Raw genomic sequence first — 21199 nt, forward strand, 5'->3', positions numbered from 1 at the left:
ATCAGGCCCCTTTAACGCTTTGCCCGTTGTTTTCTTCTTCTTTGGCAATTGCCGCAAGCGCGCGCAGACCGAGCAGATATCCTTCCGCGCCAAAGCCGCAAATAACACCTTTGGCGACTGCGGATACATAGGAGTGATGCCGGAAAGCTTCACGCGCATGAATGTTCGAAAGATGCACTTCCACGACCGTTACCTTGGCCGAGCGGATTGCATCATGAATAGCAACCGAAGTGTGGCTATAGGCGGCAGGATTGATGAGAACATAGGCATTTTTGTCGCCTGCCTCCTGAATCCAGGTCACCAAGTCGCCTTCGTAATTGGACTGTCGAAAATCAACTTCCAGTCCAAGAAGCCCGGCCTCACGTTTGCAGTCTGCCTCGATATTATCGAGCGTTGCAACGCCGTATATCCCCGGTTCTCGTTTACCGAGAAGATTGAGATTGGGGCCGTTCAAAACAAAAATCGTTTTTGCCATATCCGTCCGCGACTGATAACGCGTTACCACGAAATTTCGGTACACTTCGCATTTCATATAGAGGGCTTGGACGCAAGTCGAAACCCTCTAAATCATTGCAGATGTTTTGCCGAACCGGTTTTTCCCGCTATTCTTTGCGAAATGGGCAGGCAAGACGGCAATTTTTCTTCATTCAACACGAATATTAAATGCCACGGCTTAAACTGTTTCACAAAAGTGATCAGTCAAGCCATGGCCGTTTTGCTTATTTCTTCACTGCAGCACGTGCTGCCGCGATTCTCTCAACCAGTCCGTCCACACCGATTGCGCCGGGTACCAGTTCATCGCCGATGATGTAGGATGGAGTGCCGGAAATATTGAGCTGCTGGGCAAGCTGATAGGTCTGTTGGAATGAGCCGGCGATGGCCGGATCCTTCATCTTTTCACGCAGCTGCGCTTCATCGGCCCCCAGTTTTACGGCATCAGCCACGGCAGATTCTTCCGTTGCACGTCCCTGAGTACCTAGCAGCACTTCATGGAATTCAGCATATTTTTCAGGCATTAGCGCCTTGAAAGCCTGGGCCACAATGTGCGCCTTAACCGAATCTGGTCCGAGAATCGGAAATTCCTTCATAACGAACCGGACATTTTTGTCCGTTTTCAAAATGGCTTCCATGTCAGGCAGTGCCCGCTTGCAGTAGCCGCAATTGTAATCGAAGAATTCATAGACGGTCACATCGCCATCTGGATTGCCAAACACGGCGTCATGCTTGGGGTCGTAAAGCGTGCTGCGATTAGCGGCCAATACCTGCTTTATCTGCTCCTGCGCCGCATGTGCCTGCTTGGTTTCAAGCGCGCTTTGTACTTCCAGCATCAGTTCAGGATTCTGGATAAGATAGTTGCGCACAACATTTTCTATGGCCTGCTGGTTCATCGCGACGGGGACCGTAGGGCTTTCCGCAGTGGCTGGAGCCTGCCGGGCAATGCCTGCATAAAAGCCCACTGCAAGCGCTGCGATGCCCACGATCCCGCTGGCAACTGTTATGGAAACTGCGTTCTTCATTCCAAATTCCTATCTGTCTTCAATATGGGGCTCAGGTGCGAACCCTTGCCTTATTTGCTTTTCTTGGCATTGATAATATCTTGCGCGCGAAGCCAATTAGGTGTGCCGGGCTTCATTTTCTTTTGCGCTCGGATGGCAAAGATCTTGGCCTGCTGAAGTTTGCCCGAATAATAATTCATGTCGGCAGTGGCAAGATCGGCGAGCGCCATATCGCCCTGTTGTCCGTAAGCTTGTGCGAGATAGCCGTATCCGCCCGGAAACTCCGGATCAGAAGCAATGCCCGCTTTGATTTCCTTGATTGCCGTCGGCATGCTTGCCTTTGCTCCGGTAAGCATCATAGCGCGCCCGTAGCTCATGCGTAGCAGTGGTGACTTGCGTGAATCGAGCGAAACGGCCTTCTGAAAAGCCTTTGCCGCCCCTGTCGGATCGTTGGCTTTCAACAAGACTTCACCGCGCATTTCCTGGAAATACGGGTTCTTCGGCTGTTCCTTGATCAATGCATCGAACTTTGGCAGTGCCGCACGAGCCGATCCGTTGAGGAATGTCGTGATGGCATTGCCATAGCGAGCAGGAAGCCCGCCGGGATTGTTGCGGAACATGCGCTGAAGCGCGCCCATATTGCCGGAATAGGCGGCAATTTTGGCGCGAGCCATGTCATGGCGCAACTGTAACGCCGGAGAGTCGGTCTTGTTGAAATAAGGGCTCTTTCTCGCCAGTTCCTCAAGATTGGCAATTCGCTCACGCGGGAGAGGGTGGCTAATACGATACTGGTCTATCTGCGTACCGGTAAGCGACAAGGCCGATGCGAAGCGCTCGAAAGTATCGAGCATGCCCTTGGTTGATTGCCCGGTGGCATTGAGATAATTCACCGCTAGACGATCGGCAGTCATTTCTTCCGTGCGCTGATAGTTGAGCACACTGCGCATGGCTATTTCGCTTGAACCCATGGCAATGCCAGCTCCAGCTCCCGCGGCATTGCCGCTGCCGCTTGCGGCACCTGCAACGCCAGCCCCAACACCAAGCAGCATGCCGATGATCGCCATATTGCGGGCACGGCTCAGCTGTTCGCGCAAACGCTCCTGATGTCCTCCGGCAAGGTGGCCCGATTCGTGCGCAATCACGCCGATGATTTCATTGGGCGTTTCCGCCTGCATGATTGCACCGGTATTGATAAAAATACGGCGCCCATCGACAAAGGCATTGAAGCTTTGTGAGTTGACCAGAATGACCCGAATGCCGCGGCTGCTCAGACCAGCCACCTTGAGGATCGGTGTTGCATAATCGGCGACAAGCGCTTCGATTTCGGCGTCACGAACAATGGGGACACTACCGCCTCGCGATTGTGCGGATGCGGGCAGGGCACTGGTAACGGCTACGGACATCGCAGCCATTACGGCCATCGTATGTCGAGCTAGAGTATGGAAAGAGAATCTCCTGGCTGGGAAAGGTGCAGTCATCGTCCCCATCGTGTTGTTCGTCCTTCTTCAAACCGGCTCGATTCTTATAGCCTTTGCATTCAATCATCTATAGGCAGGTGAGAGATAGTCTCCATCCCGGATTTGCCGCATTTTCTCAAAAGGTGCTGTTGCTTTAGCAATCTGGCGATTATACGGCGGGTGTAGCGAACGCCACTCGCAATTTTCTGGAGGTAAAGTTGGTCACTCTTTCCAGCCGCAGCGCAGTCGAACCCTTCCATGCCATGGACGTTCTGGCAGAAGCTAACCGTCGTCGCGCAGTCGGACATCCAATCATTTCCATGGCGGTAGGGCAGCCTGCCGACCCGGCACCGTTGGTCGTTCGACAAGCTGCTGAACGCGCTTTGAAAGACGGTCGCATTGGTTATACCGATGCTCTGGGACTGGTCGAACTGAGAGAGGCGATCGCTGCTCATTATGCCGATCATTATGGTGTTTCGGTCTCGCCGGAGCGTATTGCCGTCACAACTGGCTCGTCTGCCGCCTTCAATCTGGCCTTTTTGGTTTATTTCGATCCGGGCGACAGAGTTGCCATTACACGTCCAGGCTATCCCGCCTATCGCAATATATTGACGGCACTAGGCCTTGAGGTCGTGGAAATATCGACTGGAGACGGAACATCGGCATCACTAACCGCTGAAGCGCTTGCTGCGGCACATACTGAAAAGCCCCTGAAGGGCGTATTGTTTGCCAGTCCGGCCAATCCGACCGGCGCGGTTATCGATAAGGCGGACCTCAAAGCGATCATCGAAACAGCCGGCGATCTCGGTATCCGGGTCATTTCCGACGAAATTTATCACCGGCTTTCCTATGAAACGGATGATGTCACGGCATTGGAGATTTCAAACGATGTGACGGTCATCAATTCGTTCTCCAAGTATTACTGCATGACCGGCTGGCGTATCGGCTGGATGGTTCTTCCAGAAGGCGATATCCGCGCAATTGAGCGGTTGAGCCAGAGCCTTTATATATCCGCACCGGAGCTTTCCCAGCGTGCTGCCATCGAAGCTTTTCACGCAACAGCGGAGCTTGAGCGAGTAAAGGACCGTTATCGCCAGAGCAGGCTCATCCTGCTTGATCATCTTCCGCGTGTAGGTCTTAGCCTGGCTGCACCGATGGATGGTGCATTCTATGCCTATTGTGACGTTTCGCGCTTCACCAATGACAGCATGGAATTTGCGCGTCGCATGATTGCCGAAATCAATATTGCTGCAACGCCGGGACGGGATTTCGACCCGCTGGACGGGCATCGCACGATGCGCTTTTCCTATGCCGGAAAGATCGAGGAAATGGAAGAAGCTGTTCGCCGCCTGGAAGGCTGGCTGCCACAACAGAAAGCCTGAACCGGTTCCTTCAAACCATTCACAGTATTAAAAGATAAAGAAAAACCGGCGTTTCCGCCGGTTTTTTCATTTCAATTATGAAACGGGTTTCAGAAGAAGCCCTTCTTCTGCCACCAGCCAGCGCGCTTGGGCTTCTGGTCTTCGCTCTCGCTTGAAGTCACAACGGGCTCAGCGCTTTTCTGCGGCTCGGCAATCGTCGTCACTTCTGCTTCGACTGCAACCGTCTCTTCGACTTCAACGGCTGGTTTCGCAGCAGCTCTGCGAGTGCGCCGCTTCGGCTTCTCGGTTTCCGCTTTAGGTTCGTCAGCGACCACTACCGGCTCGGCAGGAGCCTCTTCGGCTGCCTTCTTGCGGCTACGGGTCTTGCGAGCAGGCTTGGCAGGCTTTTCTGCTGCTTCAGCAGTAATGACATCCTCAGCCGCTTCTTCAGTCTTCGCAGACTTGCGAGCGCGGGGCTTACGGGCAGGCTTGGCAGGCTTTTCCTCAACTGCTGCTTCGGTAACCGGAACCGCAGCTTCAGCGACTTCAGCTGTTTGTTCCACCGCTGCCACTGCTTCGACAACAGCTTCCTCGGCCTTGACCGGCAGAACCGGCGTGTAACCGACGAATTCTGGATCAGGAACCTTGCGTGCACGCGGTTCGTCATCACGACGGTTCTTGCGTCCGCCCCGGCGACCGCGGCGACGCTTCTTGCGACGATCTTCTTCGCTCAGCGAAGCATTCGAAGATGAATCCTGCGCGTCATCCGCGTCATCATCTTCGTCGGAGGCATCATTCGAAACGGAATCGGTCTTTGCAGCCTGTTCCGGGTTCTCGCGATCACGACCACCGCGACGGCGGCGACGGCGACGGCGCTTGCGATCACCTTCGTCACCACGATCTTCGCGAGCCTGAACGTCTGCTGTCGTTTCTTCTTCGGCTTCGTCCTCATCGACCGGGATTTCCGGATCTTCGATATCGTCCTCGATATAGGCCATCGGCTGTACCGGAGGCTGGCTGATCGGCCGTGTGGACGGAGCACCCTTGTCGATGACAAAATGCTGGTGGCTGACGCTCTCGTCGGCGTCGATGCTGATCGCTACACCAAAACGTCCTTCCAGATCGGCGAGAAGCTGGCGCTTGTGATTGAGAACATAAAGCGCCGAGGCAGCCGGTGTGCGGACATGAATGTCGAAACCGGAATGACGCAGCAGATAGTCCTCAATGCCGCGAATGATGTGCAGTGCCATGGAGGAATCCGAGCGGATATGACCGGTGCCGCCGCAATGCGGGCAGACCTGCATTGTGCTTTCCAGCACGGATGCGCGGATACGCTGACGCGACATTTCCAGAAGACCGAAATGAGAGATGCGGCCTACCTGAATACGGGCACGATCATCCTTCAGGCATTCCTTCATCTTCTTTTCGACAGCACGATTGTTGCGCTTTTCTTCCATGTCGATGAAGTCGACGACGATCAGACCGGCAAGATCGCGCAGGCGCAACTGGCGCGCGACTTCTTCAGCAGCTTCCAGATTGGTTTGGAGCGCGGTGTCCTCAATCGAATGTTCGCGCGTCGAACGGCCCGAATTGACGTCGATGGCGACGAGCGCTTCCGTCTGGTTGATAATCAGGTAACCGCCCGATTTGAGCGTGACCTGCGGCAGCAGCATGCGGTCGAGCTGCGCTTCAACACCGTTGCGCATGAAGATAGGAACCTGTTCGCGGTAAGGCTGAACGACCTTTGCATGGCTCGGCATGAGCATGCGCATGAAGTCTTTGGCCTCGCGGTAACCATTTTCACCGGAAACGAGAATCTCCGAGATGTCCTTGTTATAAAGGTCACGGATCGAACGCTTGATCAGGCTGCCTTCTTCATAGACGAGGGCAGGTGCGGTCGATTGCAGTGTCAGCGTGCGCACATTTTCCCAAAGACGCATCAGGTATTCGTGGTCGCGCTTGACTTCGGCTTTGGTGCGGTTAGCACCAGCCGTGCGCAGGATCACGCCCATGCCCTGCGGCACTTCGAGTTCTTTGACGATTTCCTTGAGGCGCTTGCGGTCCTGCGGATTGGTGATCTTGCGCGAAATGCCGCCGCCCCGTGCCGTGTTCGGCATCAGTACCGAATAGCGTCCGGCAAGCGAAAGATAGGTCGTGAGAGCTGCGCCCTTGTTGCCGCGCTCTTCCTTGACCACCTGCACCAGAAGAATCTGGCGACGCTTGATCACTTCCTGAATATTGTACTGGCGGCGATTGGTGCGGGCAGGTGTCGGAAGCTCCTCAAGTGCATCTTCCGAACCGACAGATTCGACCATGTCCTCTTCATGCTCGATGTCGTCCTCGTCGCCGTTGTCGACGGCTTCAGAAATCACATCGCTTTTCTGCGAAAGGGCAATGGCCGGTGTGCCAGGCACGTAATTCTCAAAAGCCGGACCGACAGGCTCTGCGGCAGGCAATCCCCTGTCAGCCGCATTGGCCTGCGCATCACCGTTCTGGCCGTCACGACGACCGCGACGACGGTTGCGGCGCGAGCGATCATTCCGGTCACTGCGCTCGCTCTTGGCGCGGGGTTCATCTTCATCGTCTTCCGCGCGTGCGGCCTTTGCTTCCGCTTCGAGCAGCGCAAGACGGTCTGCTACCGGGATCTGGTAGTAGTCAGGATGGATTTCCGAAAACGCAAGGAAACCATGGCGATTGCCGCCATATTCCACGAACGCAGCCTGAAGCGATGGTTCGACGCGGGTGACGCGTGCAAGGTAGATATTGCCTTTCAGCTGCTTCTTGTGTTCCGACTCAAAGTCGAATTCTTCAATCTTGTTGCCCCGAGTGACGATAACCCGGGTCTCCTCCGGGTGGGAGGCATCTATAAGCATTTTGTTGGACATTATTGTCTTTCCTGCCGGCACGAAGACGCAAAACGCGTGTGCCGGACGAAACCCTGAGGGCTGTCGTGCTCGCTGCGCTGCGTCTGCCGGATGGTTCTGGGTTCGTCGGAATAAAAGCTGCTGCCTCCGCGCGCGACGGCCTCGCGGCGATCACGGTCTTCAGGCTTGCAGTGGTCAGTCTTGCTTGACCCATAGCTGTTCCGAACGAAACGACCTCATATATGACCCGGAAAAGCCGGGCCGACCTCATTGCTCTTTTCGAGCGTTGGCGACAGCGCGTAAAGATGCGCAGTCGGCCGATAGAAACGGAGGGCGGGGAGCCACATCTCCGCTGAATTCTGTGCTGGTTATCGGGGGCGGCGAATGAATATGCCGCTGTTTTCACTACCGTTCCTTGCAGTTCATTTTGAGAACCGGCAAACGATTCTGGTAGTTCACCCAAAACCTTCGATTGCTTTTATGGCGTCGTTTGAACGATGACAAGTACGAATATCATTTGACATTCGTATCGCAATTTTGCCGAAAGCTGAGTATAGGCCCTATTCAAGGTCGAAATACGGCTGGAAATCCTTCATTAACTGTAATTCTGTACGAGTGTTTTTATGGGTATTCGGGCGAGATGGTGCAGGGGCAAGCGTGCCGGTATCGCGATTATTGATACCAGTCATTCAATGAGATTCTTGATTGTGGCGGCCGATGCATTTTCGAAGCGCTGAAAACGCTATAACACGATTGCTGGGTGCGCGATGCTTTTTGGCATTGGTCGCTCTTTTGTCTGTTTGGCTGTTCCCGTCCGCGCCTGCCTTTGCCGCCGATCGTGTGACTTCTCCATTATCTGCGCTGACTTTCCGTATGGCCGGCGATGATCTGCGAACGCGCGTCGTCGTGATGTTCGATCGGGAGCCAAAGCTCTCGACCCTGATTCTTGACAATCCTCATCGCTTCGTCGTCGACCTGCCGGAGACACGGTTTGGTTTTGATGAAAAAAGTCTGGAGGCGCGAGGGCTGATATCCCGTGTTCGTTATGGACTTGTCGGAAAGGGGCGTTCACGTCTGATCTTAACACTACGTGGTCCCTTCAAGGTCGAGGATCTTCGTGTTCTGAAAAATGAAAGCGCATCGGGTTATCGCTTGGTAGCCGATATCGTGGCAACGTCAGACCGGGAGTTTGCAGAGCAGCTGAAAAGCCGTGAGGAAATTACGAGCTCGACGGATCGTAGTGAAAAGCCCGTTCTGGCATCCAAGCAGAATGGGGCAGTTCGTCCGTTCACAGTCATGATTGACCCCGGTCACGGCGGCATCGACAGCGGTGCGGAGAGCCTGAGTGGCATCAAGGAAAAAGATCTGACGCTCGCTTTCGGCCGAGAGCTGAGGGATCGTCTGGCACAGGACAAGAACATAAAAGTGCTGATGACCCGCGACGACGACATCTTCCTGCGTCTTTCAGAACGCGTACGGATCGCCCGACAGCATGAGGCGGACCTGTTCATCTCCATCCACGCCGATACGATTAACCAGCACGATATTCGCGGCGCGACAGTTTATACAATTTCCGACAAGGCATCGGATTCTGTCGCGCGCGCCATGGCTGAACGTGAAAACAAGTCTGACACCCTTGCAGGAGCGGTGCCCGAGGAGCAACCCGAGGTCACCGATATTCTTCTCGATCTGACAAGGCGGGAAACGCATACGTTCTCGTTGAGTTTTGCCGAGAAGGTGATCCATTCTCTTCAAGGACAAGTGAATCTCATCAACAATCCGCACCGCTTTGCCGGTTTTCAGGTGTTGCGCGCGCCGGACGTGCCGTCCGTTCTGATTGAAATCGGGTATCTGTCGAACGCTGAGGATGAAAAGCTGATCAGTAACCCGGAATGGCGTAAGAGGCTCGCGGACCGGCTGGCGATTGCGATCAAAGCATTCGAAGCGCTGAAGCATCCAGCAAGCATGAGCAAAGGGTAGGGACCTAGAAAGTTAAAATGTCCCGCTTGGAGTTAGATACGCTTCAGCTTATAAGATGCATGCATGCAACAGTTTTCTGGATTTTCGTCGTGTGGACGAAAGTGACCGCGTTAAATTGGTAAAAACACGTAGACCATCTTGCCTTTGACTCATTTGCTGGTCAGTAAGCCAGTGGTCGCCGTATGGCATAAATGGGTTAAAGGGTTGGCTGTTCGTGCTTTGACCCTTATCATATGAATAATCTGAAGGCAGGATTCCGCATTTATGGTAAGGCTTATCGGATATTTCTTCGGGATCGGAACGGTGCTGATGCTCCTGGTGGCAGGTGGCGTCGCCCTTTACGTCGGAAGTCTCACGAAGGATTTGCCAGATTACGAGGTGCTCGCAAAGTACGAGCCTCCCGTAATGACGCGCGTGCATGCCTCGGATGGTAGCCTCATGGCGGAGTTCGCTCGTGAGCGCCGCCTTTATATTCCCATTCAGGCAGTGCCGAACCGCGTGAAAGCGGCTTTCGTTTCAGCTGAAGACAAGACCTTCTACGAACATCATGGTCTCGATTTCGCGGGTCTCGCTCGCGCCATGATAACAAACGTCAAGAATATGGGCTCTGGTCGCCGTCCGGTTGGCGCATCCACGATCACACAGCAGGTCGCAAAAAACTTCCTGCTGACGTCTAAGCAGACCTATGATCGCAAGATCAAGGAAGCCATTCTGGCGATGCGCATCGAGCAGGCCTATTCCAAGGACCGTATTCTCGAGCTCTATCTCAATGAAATTTTCTTCGGTCTCGGTTCGTATGGTATTGCCAGCGCGGCACTGACCTATTTCGACAAATCGGTCGGTGAACTTTCCATAGCAGAGAGCGCATATCTTGCAGCCCTGCCGAAAGGTCCAAACAATTATCATCCTTTCCGTCAGCCTGAGCGCGCTATCGAGCGCCGCAACTGGGTGATCGACCGGATGAGCGAAAACGGTTACATCACTGCCGAAGAAGCGACGGAAGCCAAGAAACAACCGCTCGGCGTGAAGGAGCGTTCGGACGCTCATTATGTGTTTGCGTCGGAGTATTTTACCGAGGAAGTGCGCCGCCAGATCATTCAGAAATACGGCGTAGATGCGCTTTATGAGGGCGGCCTTTCGGTTCGCACCACGCTCAACCCGACGTTGCAGGTTGAAGCTCGCAAGTCCTTGCAATCAGCACTTCTCCGCTATGACGAGGCGCGCGGTTGGCGTGGCCCCATGAAAAATGTCGAACTCGGTAACGACTGGGGTACGGCATTTGGTGACATGCAGTCATACGGCGATATACCGGAATGGCAACTGGCAATCGTGCTCAATGTTTCGGCTGCTGGCGCAGATATCGGTCTGCAGCCGCCGCTTGAAGCATCGGGCTCGCGCAGCAAGGAGCGCAAACGCGCCTTCATCGCCGCCGATGATATGAAGTGGGCCATGCGCGTCGTCAATATCGGCGGCAAGCGTACCAGCGCTAAGTCGCCGGAAGGTGTTCTGAAGGCGGGCGACATCATTTATGTCTCCAAGCAAGGCGAATCCCGTTTCCGTCTCCAGCAGCCGCCGAAGCTTGAAGGAGCGCTCGTTGCCATGGACCCGCACACGGGCCGTGTTCTGGCCATGGTTGGCGGTTTCTCTTATGCAGAATCGGAGTTTAATCGAGCAACGCAGGCCTATCGTCAGCCCGGTTCCTCGTTCAAGCCCTTCGTCTATGCGGCGGCCCTGGATAATGGCTATACGCCTGCTTCCGTAGTTCTGGATGGTCCGCTGGAGATAAATCAGGGTGGTTCGTTAGGTGTCTGGGCACCGAAGAATTATTCGGGCAAGTTCTCTGGTCCTTCTACGTTGCGCTACGGTATCGAACAGTCGCGTAATGTCATGACAGTGCGTCTGGCGCAGGACATGGGCATGAAGCTCGTGGCCGAATATGCCGAACGCTTCGGCATCTATGACAAGATGTTGCCGGTTCTTTCGATGGCTCTCGGTGCAGGCGAAACGACGGTTCTCCGTATGGTGACGGCCTATTCCATCATCGCAAATGGCGGCCAGAGCATAACACCGTCAATGGTAGATCGTATCCAGGATCGCTACGGCAAAACCGTATTCAAGCACGACAACCGTCAGTGCGAGGGCTGCAACGCGCAGGATTGGGCAAATCAGGACGAGCCGACGCTGATCGATAATCGCGATCAGGTTCTTGATCCGATGACTGCCTATCAGATTACCTCGATGATGGAAGGTGTCGTTCAACGCGGTACTGCGCAAATATTGAAGAGCCTTGATCGTCCGATGGCCGGTAAAACCGGCACGACGAACGATGAAAAGGATGCCTGGTTTGTGGGTTTCACACCCGATCTCGTGGTCGGCGTCTTCATGGGTTACGACACCCCAACATCGCTTGGGCGCGGCAATACGGGTGGTGGCCTGGCTGCACCAGTATTCAAGTCCTTCATGGAACAGGCTTTGGTCGGAACGCCGAAAGTGGACTTTCGTGTACCTGAAGGCATGACGGTTATTGCTATCAACCGCAAGACCGGCATGCGCGCCAATTCGGGCGATCCGAATGTAATCATGGAAGCGTTCAAGCCAGGTACAGGGCCGTCAGATAGCTATTCGGTCATCGGCATGGATACCTTCCGTGAAGGTTCTCCGGTTGCACCACAGTCGCCGCAGGCAACACGTGCGATCAACTCAGGTTCCGGCGGACTTTACTGACCTGGAATGCAGGGCTTTGCCCTTTACAGCGCGCCGCATGCTCACTATGGTCCGCGGCGCGTGGACTGTCCGTCCATGCCCGAAGGCCTGAGCCTCGTAACCGACTGGCTTGGCTTCTCAAATGAAATTGACTGATATTGAAGGAACGATTTGCCCATGCGCGCGGAAATCGAGACGCTGGTTGACGAAATCCAGCAGGCCATAAGCCTGCTGAGGAGGCATCTTTGACTGGGATCAGGCGATAAAACGTCTCGGCTATCTCAACCAGAGAGCTGAAGATCCCGCACTTTGGAATGATGCTCAGGAAGCCCAGAAGCTGATGCGCGAGCGCCAGCAGCTGGAGGACAGCATTAATGGCATCAACCACCTGACGCAGACGCTGAACGACAGCATAGAACTTATCGCCATGGGCGAAGAGGAAGACGACAGGTCGATCATTCAGGATGCGGAAAATACTATCCGCGAACTGAAGGAAGAGATTGATCGCCGTCAGATCGATATGTTGCTCTCGGGTGAAGCCGACGCGAACGATACCTATGTCGAAGTGCATGCGGGTGCCGGCGGCACGGAAAGCCAGGACTGGGCGTCGATGCTCCTGCGCATGTATACGCGCTGGGCAGAACGCAGCGGTCGCAAAGTCGAAGTGATGGAAGTGCATGAAGGCGAAGAAGCGGGCATCAAGTCAGCAACCATTCTCGTCAAAGGGCACAATTCATACGGCATGATGAAGACAGAATCGGGCGTCCATCGTCTGGTCCGTATCTCGCCTTATGATTCCAACGCTCGCCGTCACACGTCCTTCGCCAGCATCTGGGTCTATCCTGTGATCGATGACAACATTGATGTGCAGGTTACGGAAGCGGATGTTCGAATCGATACCTACCGCGCTTCTGGCGCTGGAGGCCAGCACGTCAACACTACCGACTCGGCAGTGCGTATCACGCATATCGCGACTGGAATTGTGGTACAGTGTCAGGCCGAACGCTCACAGCACAAGAACCGCGAAAAGGCATGGTCGATGTTGCGCGCCCGCCTCTACGAAGAGGAACTAAAAAAGCGCGAAGAAGCGACGGATGCGGCGAATGCCACCAAGACCGATATTGGTTGGGGACACCAGATTCGCTCATACGTTCTGCAGCCTTATCAGCTCGTCAAGGATCTCCGTACTGGCGTTGAGAGTACCAACCCGCAGGAAGTGCTGGATGGTTCCGTTACGCCATTTATGGAAGCCGCACTTGCCCACCGTATTCAGGGTGGCGGCGAATTGGTCGATGACATTGACTGATTAATTGCAGGTATGTGCATAGAAAACGAAACCCGGCTCTGGCCGGGTTTTCTCGTTTCAGTAACTCAAAGCAAGGGCTCTATCTGTTTACCAGCCTTGAGGAAATTGACCGGATTGACTGCACGCCCGTTTTCACGAACTTCATAATGTAAATGGCTCCCGGTCGAGCGCCCCGAACTTCCTGCTTCACCGACAATCGTTCCAGCGGCAATCTGTTGTCCGTTGCGTACAAGCACACGGCTCAAATGGGCAAAACGGGTCGAGAATCCATTGCCATGGTCAATCTCGACCATATTGCCATATCCGCCAAAACGACCTGCCTTCACGATTTTGCCGGATGCGGTGGATTTCACGGACTCTCCGTAGGCAGCGCGGAAGTCGATACCGGAATGGAATGCAGCCGTTCCAAGAAATGGATCGCGACGCACACCGAACAGACTCGTAACCGGCTTGTCCGGCGCCGGGTTCGCAAGGGGCAGGGCACTGACCCGTTTGCGTACCTGATCAAGCCGGTCAAGCGCGCTATCGAGGTTACGCAATTGCATATCGAAATCGTTGACCATCGTACCGGTGAAAGATAACGGGATAAGCGGTCCGCCTATCGCAATGGCCGTATTGTTCGGGGTTTCTATACGCAGTCCGGCCGCATTCAAAGTGTCGAGAATGCTGTCGGCTTTTTCATAGGCGGCGTCAGCCAGCACACGCACTCTGCCATTCTGCTCGCTTTCAATGCGATGAAGGTTTTGAGTGATGGTAGCTAATATCTTGTCGGAAGTCTCAAGTGTCGATTCACCCGAAAGTCCGCCCGAAAGACGCAATCCAATGGAACCAGCTTCGGCGCGACGGTCAGGCTTCCCTACAGGAGGTTTTCCTGGCACAGGCCCGGTTATGATCGGATCGATACCCGGAAAATCGCGTCCTGCCAGCGCTTCATCAGGGATAAGTTGGCTATGCTGCTCAAGATCCGGCGCGCTTTCTGTCGGAATTTCTGGCATTGGCTGCAATTGTGAAGCTCGCTCCAGGAGCGGTGCAAGTTTTCCGTCGCGCGCACTCAGCGTTTGCTGGCGCTGCATCAGTTCGGCGACCTTATTTTCCATCACCTGTTGATCGAGCATCTGCCGGCTGGTAATGCGGTCAACCTCGGTGCGAAGGGCTGAAATGCGGTCTTCATAGAGCTGCTGGTTGCGAGCATGGCGTGCGATACCAGCGCTCATCAGGTCGTCGCGAAGCACGAGATAGGCGGTCGCTCCAAGATAGCTCGCCGAAAGCGCCAGAAAAGCAGCGCCTCCAAGAGCGGCCATCCACGGACGAAATGTTAAGTGGCTGATCTTCTCGCCGTGCGCAATAATCAGGACAGGCGGCTCCTTGCGTTCTCCGAACACCTTTTTCGTCGATGCTTTCGCCTGATTCCCAGTCATGCCAGCCGCATGCCCCTTCTCGATTCCCTAACCTGATTACAACTTATTAGGGTTAACAGACCTTTACATTTGAGGCTTGCGCGGGCCATGCGAGCGGGATTGTTTTCGGCAGGAAAGTTTTTGATGAACGGCTAGATCGATACCGGCGACAGGGAGCGATAAAAGGACGGTGTCAATCCTGCTTCGGCGCGTGCCAGTTCGTTGAACGGCGGTTTCAGGTCACCGCGGAAATTGGCGCGAACCAGTTCGCGAAATCTTGCTGCCGGATCGATTTTATTCCGTGCGCAAAAGAAACGAAACCATTTTGCTCCAACGGCGACATGGGTTTTCTCGTCATTGTAGATGACGTCGAGAATTGCTGCAGTCTCATGGTCGCCGGTCTCAACCATTTTCTCGAGCAGAGATGGCGTAACATCAAGCCCACGCGCCTCGAGAATGAGCGGCACGACAGCCAGGCGAGCTTCAAGGTCATTACGGGTCTGGTGTGCAGATTGCCAAAGCCCGTCATGAGCGGGCATGTCACCATAGTCTGCGCCAAGCGACTTGAGACGATCACGCAGCAGCGTGAAATGCCGCGCTTCGTCATCGGCGACTTTCATCCAGCCGTCGAAGAAACTGCGCGGTATCTGTTTGGCGGCAAAACGGGCGACGATATCGAGCGCAAGGTCGATGGCATTCAATTCGATATGGGCAAGCGCATGCATCAGCGCAATACGCCCATGTTCGGTGTTGAGCGAACGCTTTTTTAACATGCGGGGAGGCACGAGTTCCGGCTTTGCAGGACGTCCGGGACGCTCAGGCAGGGGCGGATCGAGAGGGCTACGGATGGAAAGCCTGCGCCCGAACCAACGATGAGCAGTCTCTCGCGTCAGCCTGACCTTTTCGTCCAGATCGCAAGCTGATATGGCGCGGATAGCGTTGCCGCGCAGCGTCTGCTCGAATGATGGCTTGTTTGTCATTGTTCAAAGCGCGCGGGCAGCTTCCAGTACGGCCTCGGCATGGCCATCGACCTTGACCTTGTTCCAGATACGGGCGATCCGCCCATCTGTGTCGATCAGAAAGGTCGTGCGTTCCACGCCCATATATTTGCGGCCATACATGCTTTTTTCCACCCACACGCCATAGGCTTCAAGCGCCACGCGATCTTCATCGGCAGCAAGATCGACGGTCAGGTCGTGCTTCTTGCGAAATTTCGCATGTTTCGTCGCGCTATCGGGAGAAAGGCCAATGATGCGAACGCCGATCTTGTCGAATTCCGGTTTCAGCTGAGAGAAAGCAATTGCTTCTTTGGTGCAGCCGGAAGTGTCATCTTTCGGATAGAAGTAGATGACAACTGGTTTGCCTTTGAGAGACGACAGGGAGATTTCATCAATATCCGAAGGCAAAGTAAAATCGGGTGCCGGGTCGCCAACCTGGGGATGAGCCATATCTGTGCCTTTCTTTTATGGATTAGGATGGAAACCACCTGTTAAAGTCTGAGCTATCGCATTCAGGCAAGGCTTGTGCAACCATTGATCTGGCGCCGTCGGGACGTCGGTTGATAGGCACAAGGCTGCTGGCGCAAATGAGTGGATCGGGCAGGAAGTTATTATAATACAGATAATTACGGTCTCTTAATAAAGTAAATTATAAGGGATCGTTGACTATGACACTCTTTTTCTGGCTGGGTTGTTGACAGAGAAACCGCAGAATATCCGCTTCAGCAAGCGGGAGATGAAAAGAATCGAACGTCTCGCCTCTGACAGCGAGTGTGGCTTTTTGCCCGGTTCGGCGCGTTCGAGCCGTTCCTTGTTATCGCGCTGTTCCCATGCCGCTATATCGATCTGCATTCTTCTGGTTCTCATAGTTGGCGCCGGTTTTGTTGTTCTTCGCAGCGGCGTTGACAGCAATCTTCTGCGCGACGAAGCACAGAAAAGCCTGACACATATTCTCGGCGAAGGTGCCACGGCATCAATAGGCAGTGCGGCGCTGTCGCTGGATCAGGACAGCCATGTTGCGCTTGAAGCCCGCAACGTCTCTATCGCGGATCCAAAACAGGGCGTCGAAATCAACGGAATCAGGTCCGTGCGTCTGGGGCTGGCACCTCTGCCGCTTTTGGCTGGCAAGGTTCGTGTGGCGCAGCTGGAAGTGGATGGTGTTTCCTTTGAAATGCCGGAAACCAAGGGGCCGGGATTTTGGAAATCTTTGCCTTACGACGAACATGGCATTCTCGATTTTGATGCTGTTTCAGGTGAGCTTTTCGCCGCCATGCGCCGTAGCCTTGAGCTTTTGCGCGTGCAGGAAACGCATGTCATAGGCATTTTTAATAGCACGATCACTTTCAAGATCGGTGATGAACAGCAGGTTCTGGGCATTGAGCAGGCCCGTCTCATTGAAAGTGACGGGAAGATCGGCATTACCGGCAGTATCATCTGGAAAGGCAAGAAAATTGCCCTGGATGGCAATATTGAACGGCATGCAGGCGATAACAGTCTTGCCGGTTTTGAACTGAACGTCCGTGATATTCCCCTCGCATTGGGATCTCCGCCCGAAGTCGCTCCCGTTATAAACGGTAATCGCGTTAATCCAGCCCATTTTGAATTGGAGGCATCGGCCCGTTTGTCCTTGACCGGATCGGCGGCCGATGGCGACAAACCGGAACGTCTCGCGACGGAACTGGCGGTGGACGACATAAATATGCAGCTCGGCAGGGTTGAGGATGTGCGCGGAGCTATTCGCCTCAATTTCGAACACACCGTGGGTAGCCGCAAAATCGAGATCAAACCGTCGCGGCTGCAGCTTGGCGGCATGCAGGCGCAGTTCAACGGCGCTTTCGGTCCCGAACCTGAAACTGAAAACAATACGGGTGGGCCGACATATCGCTTCGAGGTCCTGACCACATCAGCGACCAGCATGCCATCTGAATCGACTGATCCGCCTCTGTCCTTCGCAACGCGCATCGCCGGGCGCTATATGGCAGACCAGCAGCGCATTCAGTTTGCCAATCTTGATGTGCAGACGGAAACCGGGCAACTCTTTGGCCAAGGAAGCATGGGATTTGGCGATGGTTCGCCCGAAATGATCTTCATGCTGCGCATTCCCAAAATGCCGGTTGCTGATGCCAAGCATCTCTGGCCGATCGATGTTGCGGATGGCGCACGCGAATGGGTGCTGAGAAATCTCTTCGGCGGAACCGTCAAGGACAGCCGTATCGATATTTCACTTGCAGGTGGCCGCTTCAATGGACCGGGACTGCCTCCGCCACTGACGGGTGATGAGATTAAGGCCGATTTTAAGGTTGTTGATACGCGCTTCGATGTGGTCGGAGAACTGCCGCCTGTGCGGGATGCTGATGGCGAAATATCGGTCCGTGGTGCCTATACGACTATCAAGTTATTGAAAGGCGTGGCCTATACGCCAAACAACCGCAAGGTCGATGTTTCCGACGGTACGCTGATTATTCCTTGGGGTCCCCAACGTCCCGTGATTGCAGAACTGGATCTGGGTGTTTCCGGCGAGGCATCAGCTATCGCTGAAATCGCCGGAAACAAGCCAATCGACGTTTTGAAGAACGTACCGTTTCTGCCTGGCGACGTGACCGGGGATGTGAAGTCGCGTGTGAAGGTGAATTTTGCTGTTTCCAAAGACCCGCCGCCTGGCACGCTGAGCTGGAACGCTGATATTGGTTTCACTGGTCTCGACATATCGAAACCGATAGCAGGATCGTCCGTTAGCGATGCGACAGGCAATATCGAGGTCGATCAATCGGCAGCTATTATTACCGCCGATGCCAAGCTTGACGGGATTCCTGCAAAAATCAGTATGACTGAGCCGGTTGATCGTTCAGGATCGGTCAAACGGGAACAGAATGTCAGGCTGGATATCGACGACAAGACCCGTAATGCAGTCTTTCCGGGCCTGAATTCCATCTTTTCCGGTGTAATGTCGGTTGATCTCGGTATGGAGGACGGTGGCAAGCGTCATGTTTCCGCCGATCTTGGCAAAACGCAGATCGACTTGCCTTGGCTCGGATGGCGTAAAGGCGCGGGCATACCAGCGACGGCAAGTTTCGATCTCGTCCAAAATGCGGACGATAAAAGCAAGATGGACCTCAACAATCTTGTCTTCTCCGGTGATGCTTTCGGAGCCAAAGGAAATCTCTCCATTGCAAAAGGCGATTTCCAGTCAGCGAATTTCAGCGAGATCCGCCTGAACAGAAACGATAATCTTGCGGTAAAGGCGGCCAAAAGCGGGAGCGGTTATCGCGTCAACGTGCGTGGCTCGAAATTTGATGCTCGTGCTTTGATCAAGCAAGTTTCCGATCTCGGTGAGAAGGGTAATAGCGGCGGTAAATCCAACAATCCGCGCGTAGTTGTCAGTGCCCAGATTGATGAAGTCAGCGGCTTTAACAGCGAAACATTGCGTAATGTTGCGGTCTCCTACGAGAGTGCGGGCAGCAAAGTGTCGGGCGTATCGGTGAATGCCATCACGTCGTCCGGTGAATCCTTTGTGGCCACAAACAACGATCAGGGCGATGCGCGCTCTATTTCGTTGCAGTCCAATGATGCGGGAGCGGTTCTTCGCTTCTTCGATTTCTATGACAAGATGCGCGGTGGCAAGATCACGGTTGGTCTCGCCGCACAGGGCAATGGTCCGTTGCGCGGCCAGATCGATGCACGTAACTTTGCGATTATCAACGAACCGCGTTTGGCCAAGATCGTTTCCAGCCCTCCCTCGAATGGAGGCACAAGTCTCAATCAGGCTGTAAAGCGTGACATCGACGTTTCGCGCGTTGACATCGAGCGCGGCTTTTCGCTGATTGAAAAAGGCAATGGCTATCTGAATCTGTCAAAGGGCGTGGTGCGTGGCCCAACCGTCGGCACGACTTTCCAGGGAACGCTCTATGACAAGCAGGGCAATATGTCGATTACCGGTACGTTTATGCCTGCCTATGGCGTTAACCGACTGTTCGGAGAATTGCCCATCTTTGGTGCGCTGCTCGGCAACGGACGTGATCGGGGTCTGATCGGAATTACCTACAAGCTGACCGGCAGCGCCAAGCAGCCACAGGTGATTGTCAATCCGATCTCCGTCATCGCGCCAGGCATATTCCGCTCGATCTTCGAGTTCTGATACAAAAAAAGCCGGACGCGAGGTCCGGCTTCATTTGTTCAAACATTTCCGTCTTATGCGGGGCGGATCAGAACGTGGCGCTTCTTGCCGAGTGACAGCTTGATGACGCCCTGATCGTTCAACGCACCCGCGTCGACTGTCATGCGAGGGTCGCTGACCGGCTCGTCATTGATGCGCACTGCGCCACCTTCGACGTGACGGCGCGCTTCGCCGTTGGTCGTGCAAAGTTCTGCCAGAACCATCAGCGCCAGAATGCCAATGCCGCTATTGAGCGTGGCCTTGTGGACACCGACTGTCGGAAGATTTTCCGATAATTCGCCGTCTTCAAAAGTCTTGCGCGCTGTTTCGGCAGATTCCTCGGCAGTGTCGCGACCGTGCAGAATGGCGGTGACTTCTGTAGCGAGGATCTTTTTCGCTTCGTTGATTTCGGAACCTTCGAGCGCTGCCAGCCTGGCGATTTCGTCCAGCGGAAGTGTCGTGTAGAGCTTCAGGAACCGCTCGACATCGGCATCTTCGGTGTTGCGCCAGTACTGCCAGAAGTCGTAGGCGCTCAGCATTTCCGCATTGAGCCAGATGGCACCGCCCAGCGACTTGCCCATCTTCTGGCCCGATGCGGTCGTCAGTAGCGGCGAGGTGAGAGCGTAAAGCTGTGGGGTGCCCATACGGTGACCGAGATCGATACCGTTGATGATATTTCCCCACTGATCCGAGCCCCCCATCTGCAGACGGATATCGTGGCGCTTGCTCAGCTCCACGAAGTCGTATGCCTGCAGGATCATGTAGTTGAATTCGAGGAACGACAGCGATTGTTCGCGGTCGAGGCGCATCTTCACCGAATCGAAGGACAGCATGCGGTTGACCGAGAAATGGCGGCCCACATCGCGCAGAAATTCCAGGTAGTTGATGTTGCGCAGCCAGTCGGCATTGTTGACCATCAGGGCATCGGTCGCACCGTCACCAAAGGTGAGGTAGTTGGCGAAGACGCGCTTGATGCCGGCAATGTTCTCGGCAATGGTATCCTCAGTCATCAACTTGCGGGCTTCGTCCTTGAAGGACGGATCGCCGACCATGCCGGTGCCGCCGCCCATCAGCGCGACAGGCTTGTGCCCGGTCTGCTGGAGCCAGTGCAGCATCATGATCTGGATCAGGCCACCTGCATGAAGGCTGGGAGCCGTCGGATCGAAGCCGATATAGGCCGTCACGGTTTCCTTGGCCAACAATTCGTCGAGGCCACTTTCATCGGAAATCTGATGAATGAAGCCACGCTCGGAAAGCGTGCGAAGAAAATCGGATTTGAAACCGGACATTCCTTTTCCCTGACTGATAAGGCGAAGTTGAAACTGGTCGCAAGCGGCTGCTTACATCCATGTGATAAGTCCGCCTTTAGCACCAATCAACCGTCAATAACAAGGAAGCTCCCGAATTGTCGGGTTGCGAACCAGTAATTTGACTTCATCGATTGGAAGCAGCCAGCGTTAGTCTTAGAGCGCATCCCGAAAAGT

General features: G+C 54.5%; 14 protein-coding genes. 6 read left to right on the forward strand and 8 right to left on the reverse strand.

Annotation, left to right across the window (positions count from 1 at the left end; genetic code table 11):
• Position 1: 1 nt before the first annotated feature.
• From aroQ to JNC70_RS14985, 3 genes are all read right to left on the reverse strand, one after another.
• Positions 2-475, reverse strand: coding sequence for a type II 3-dehydroquinate dehydratase (gene aroQ, locus JNC70_RS14975; RefSeq protein WP_104757285.1), 474 nt, complete (start codon positions 473-475; stop codon positions 2-4).
• A gap of 244 nt (positions 476-719) precedes the next feature.
• Positions 720-1517, reverse strand: a complete 798-nt coding sequence (locus tag JNC70_RS14980; RefSeq protein WP_104757268.1) for a DsbA family protein — start codon at positions 1515-1517, stop codon at positions 720-722.
• 50 nt (positions 1518-1567) lie between these two features.
• Positions 1568-2983 (reverse strand): M48 family metalloprotease, encoded by a 1416-nt coding sequence (locus JNC70_RS14985; RefSeq protein ID WP_104757267.1) that lies wholly within the window; start codon positions 2981-2983, stop codon positions 1568-1570.
• A gap of 188 nt (positions 2984-3171) precedes the next feature.
• Between JNC70_RS14985 and JNC70_RS14990 the strand changes: the two genes are divergently transcribed.
• Entirely contained in the window at positions 3172-4335 is a 1164-nt protein-coding gene (locus JNC70_RS14990) for a pyridoxal phosphate-dependent aminotransferase (RefSeq protein WP_104757266.1), read from the forward strand.
• A gap of 89 nt (positions 4336-4424) precedes the next feature.
• Here the strand turns inward: JNC70_RS14990 and JNC70_RS14995 are convergent, their stop codons facing one another.
• A complete protein-coding gene (locus JNC70_RS14995) occupies positions 4425-7199 on the reverse strand; it encodes an Rne/Rng family ribonuclease (RefSeq protein WP_104757265.1) in 2775 nt (924 codons plus the stop codon).
• A 2-nt stretch (positions 7200-7201) separates the two neighbouring features.
• Between JNC70_RS14995 and JNC70_RS15000 the strand changes: the two genes are divergently transcribed.
• The 4 genes from JNC70_RS15000 (at position 7202) to prfB (ending at position 13167) form a co-directional block, all read left to right on the forward strand.
• Positions 7202-7387 (forward strand): hypothetical protein, encoded by a 186-nt coding sequence (locus tag JNC70_RS15000; protein ID WP_104757264.1) that lies wholly within the window; start codon positions 7202-7204, stop codon positions 7385-7387.
• A 508-nt stretch (positions 7388-7895) separates the two neighbouring features.
• The gene (locus JNC70_RS15005) at positions 7896-9158 is read left to right on the forward strand and encodes an N-acetylmuramoyl-L-alanine amidase (protein ID WP_104757263.1); all 1263 of its coding nucleotides are present in this window, start codon (positions 7896-7898) and stop codon (positions 9156-9158) included.
• Positions 9159-9422: 264 nt separating this feature from the next.
• A complete protein-coding gene (locus JNC70_RS15010) occupies positions 9423-11882 on the forward strand; it encodes a penicillin-binding protein 1A (protein WP_104757262.1) in 2460 nt (819 codons plus the stop codon).
• A gap of 156 nt (positions 11883-12038) precedes the next feature.
• A protein-coding gene (gene prfB, locus JNC70_RS15015) for a peptide chain release factor 2 (protein ID WP_374788652.1) occupies positions 12039-13167 on the forward strand; the annotation gives its coding sequence in 2 pieces (ribosomal slippage) (positions 12039-12107 and positions 12109-13167; 1128 coding nt in all).
• 65 nt (positions 13168-13232) lie between these two features.
• Here prfB and JNC70_RS15020 read toward each other — a convergent pair.
• From JNC70_RS15020 to JNC70_RS15030, 3 genes are all read right to left on the reverse strand, one after another.
• The gene (locus JNC70_RS15020) at positions 13233-14585 is read right to left on the reverse strand and encodes a M23 family metallopeptidase (protein ID WP_104757260.1); all 1353 of its coding nucleotides are present in this window, start codon (positions 14583-14585) and stop codon (positions 13233-13235) included.
• 131 nt (positions 14586-14716) lie between these two features.
• Positions 14717-15544, reverse strand: a complete 828-nt coding sequence (locus tag JNC70_RS15025) for a ferritin-like domain-containing protein (protein ID WP_104757259.1) — start codon at positions 15542-15544, stop codon at positions 14717-14719.
• A gap of 3 nt (positions 15545-15547) precedes the next feature.
• Entirely contained in the window at positions 15548-16012 is a 465-nt protein-coding gene (locus tag JNC70_RS15030) for a peroxiredoxin (protein WP_104757258.1), read from the reverse strand.
• Positions 16013-16298: 286 nt separating this feature from the next.
• On the opposite strand from JNC70_RS15030, the gene JNC70_RS15035 reads away from it, so the two are divergent.
• Positions 16299-19697, forward strand: a complete 3399-nt coding sequence (locus JNC70_RS15035) for a DUF3971 domain-containing protein (protein ID WP_104757257.1) — start codon at positions 16299-16301, stop codon at positions 19695-19697.
• Positions 19698-19750: 53 nt separating this feature from the next.
• Here JNC70_RS15035 and tyrS read toward each other — a convergent pair whose 3' ends face one another.
• Complete coding sequence (gene tyrS, locus JNC70_RS15040; protein WP_104757256.1) at positions 19751-21004, reverse strand: tyrosine--tRNA ligase; 1254 nt, start codon at positions 21002-21004, stop codon at positions 19751-19753.
• Positions 21005-21199: the final 195 nt, after the last annotated feature.

The organism is Brucella oryzae, from assembly GCF_041929965.1.
GTDB classification, from domain to species: Bacteria; Pseudomonadota; Alphaproteobacteria; order Rhizobiales; family Rhizobiaceae; genus Brucella; species Brucella oryzae.

Coding starts and splice junctions, on each gene's coding strand:
- JNC70_RS15035 (WP_104757257.1), top strand. CDS start 16,299: ATGAAAAGAATCGAACGTCTCGCCTCTGACAGCGAGTGTGGCTTTTTG.
- aroQ (WP_104757285.1), bottom strand. CDS start 475: ATGGCAAAAACGATTTTTGTTTTGAACGGCCCCAATCTCAATCTTCTC.
- JNC70_RS14980 (WP_104757268.1), bottom strand. CDS start 1,517: ATGAAGAACGCAGTTTCCATAACAGTTGCCAGCGGGATCGTGGGCATC.
- JNC70_RS15025 (WP_104757259.1), bottom strand. CDS start 15,544: ATGACAAACAAGCCATCATTCGAGCAGACGCTGCGCGGCAACGCTATC.
- tyrS (WP_104757256.1), bottom strand. CDS start 21,004: ATGTCCGGTTTCAAATCCGATTTTCTTCGCACGCTTTCCGAGCGTGGC.
- JNC70_RS15020 (WP_104757260.1), bottom strand. CDS start 14,585: ATGACTGGGAATCAGGCGAAAGCATCGACGAAAAAGGTGTTCGGAGAA.
- JNC70_RS15030 (WP_104757258.1), bottom strand. CDS start 16,012: ATGGCTCATCCCCAGGTTGGCGACCCGGCACCCGATTTTACTTTGCCT.
- JNC70_RS15010 (WP_104757262.1), top strand. CDS start 9,423: ATGGTAAGGCTTATCGGATATTTCTTCGGGATCGGAACGGTGCTGATG.
- JNC70_RS14995 (WP_104757265.1), bottom strand. CDS start 7,199: ATGTCCAACAAAATGCTTATAGATGCCTCCCACCCGGAGGAGACCCGG.
- JNC70_RS15005 (WP_104757263.1), top strand. CDS start 7,896: ATGCATTTTCGAAGCGCTGAAAACGCTATAACACGATTGCTGGGTGCG.
- JNC70_RS14985 (WP_104757267.1), bottom strand. CDS start 2,983: ATGGGGACGATGACTGCACCTTTCCCAGCCAGGAGATTCTCTTTCCAT.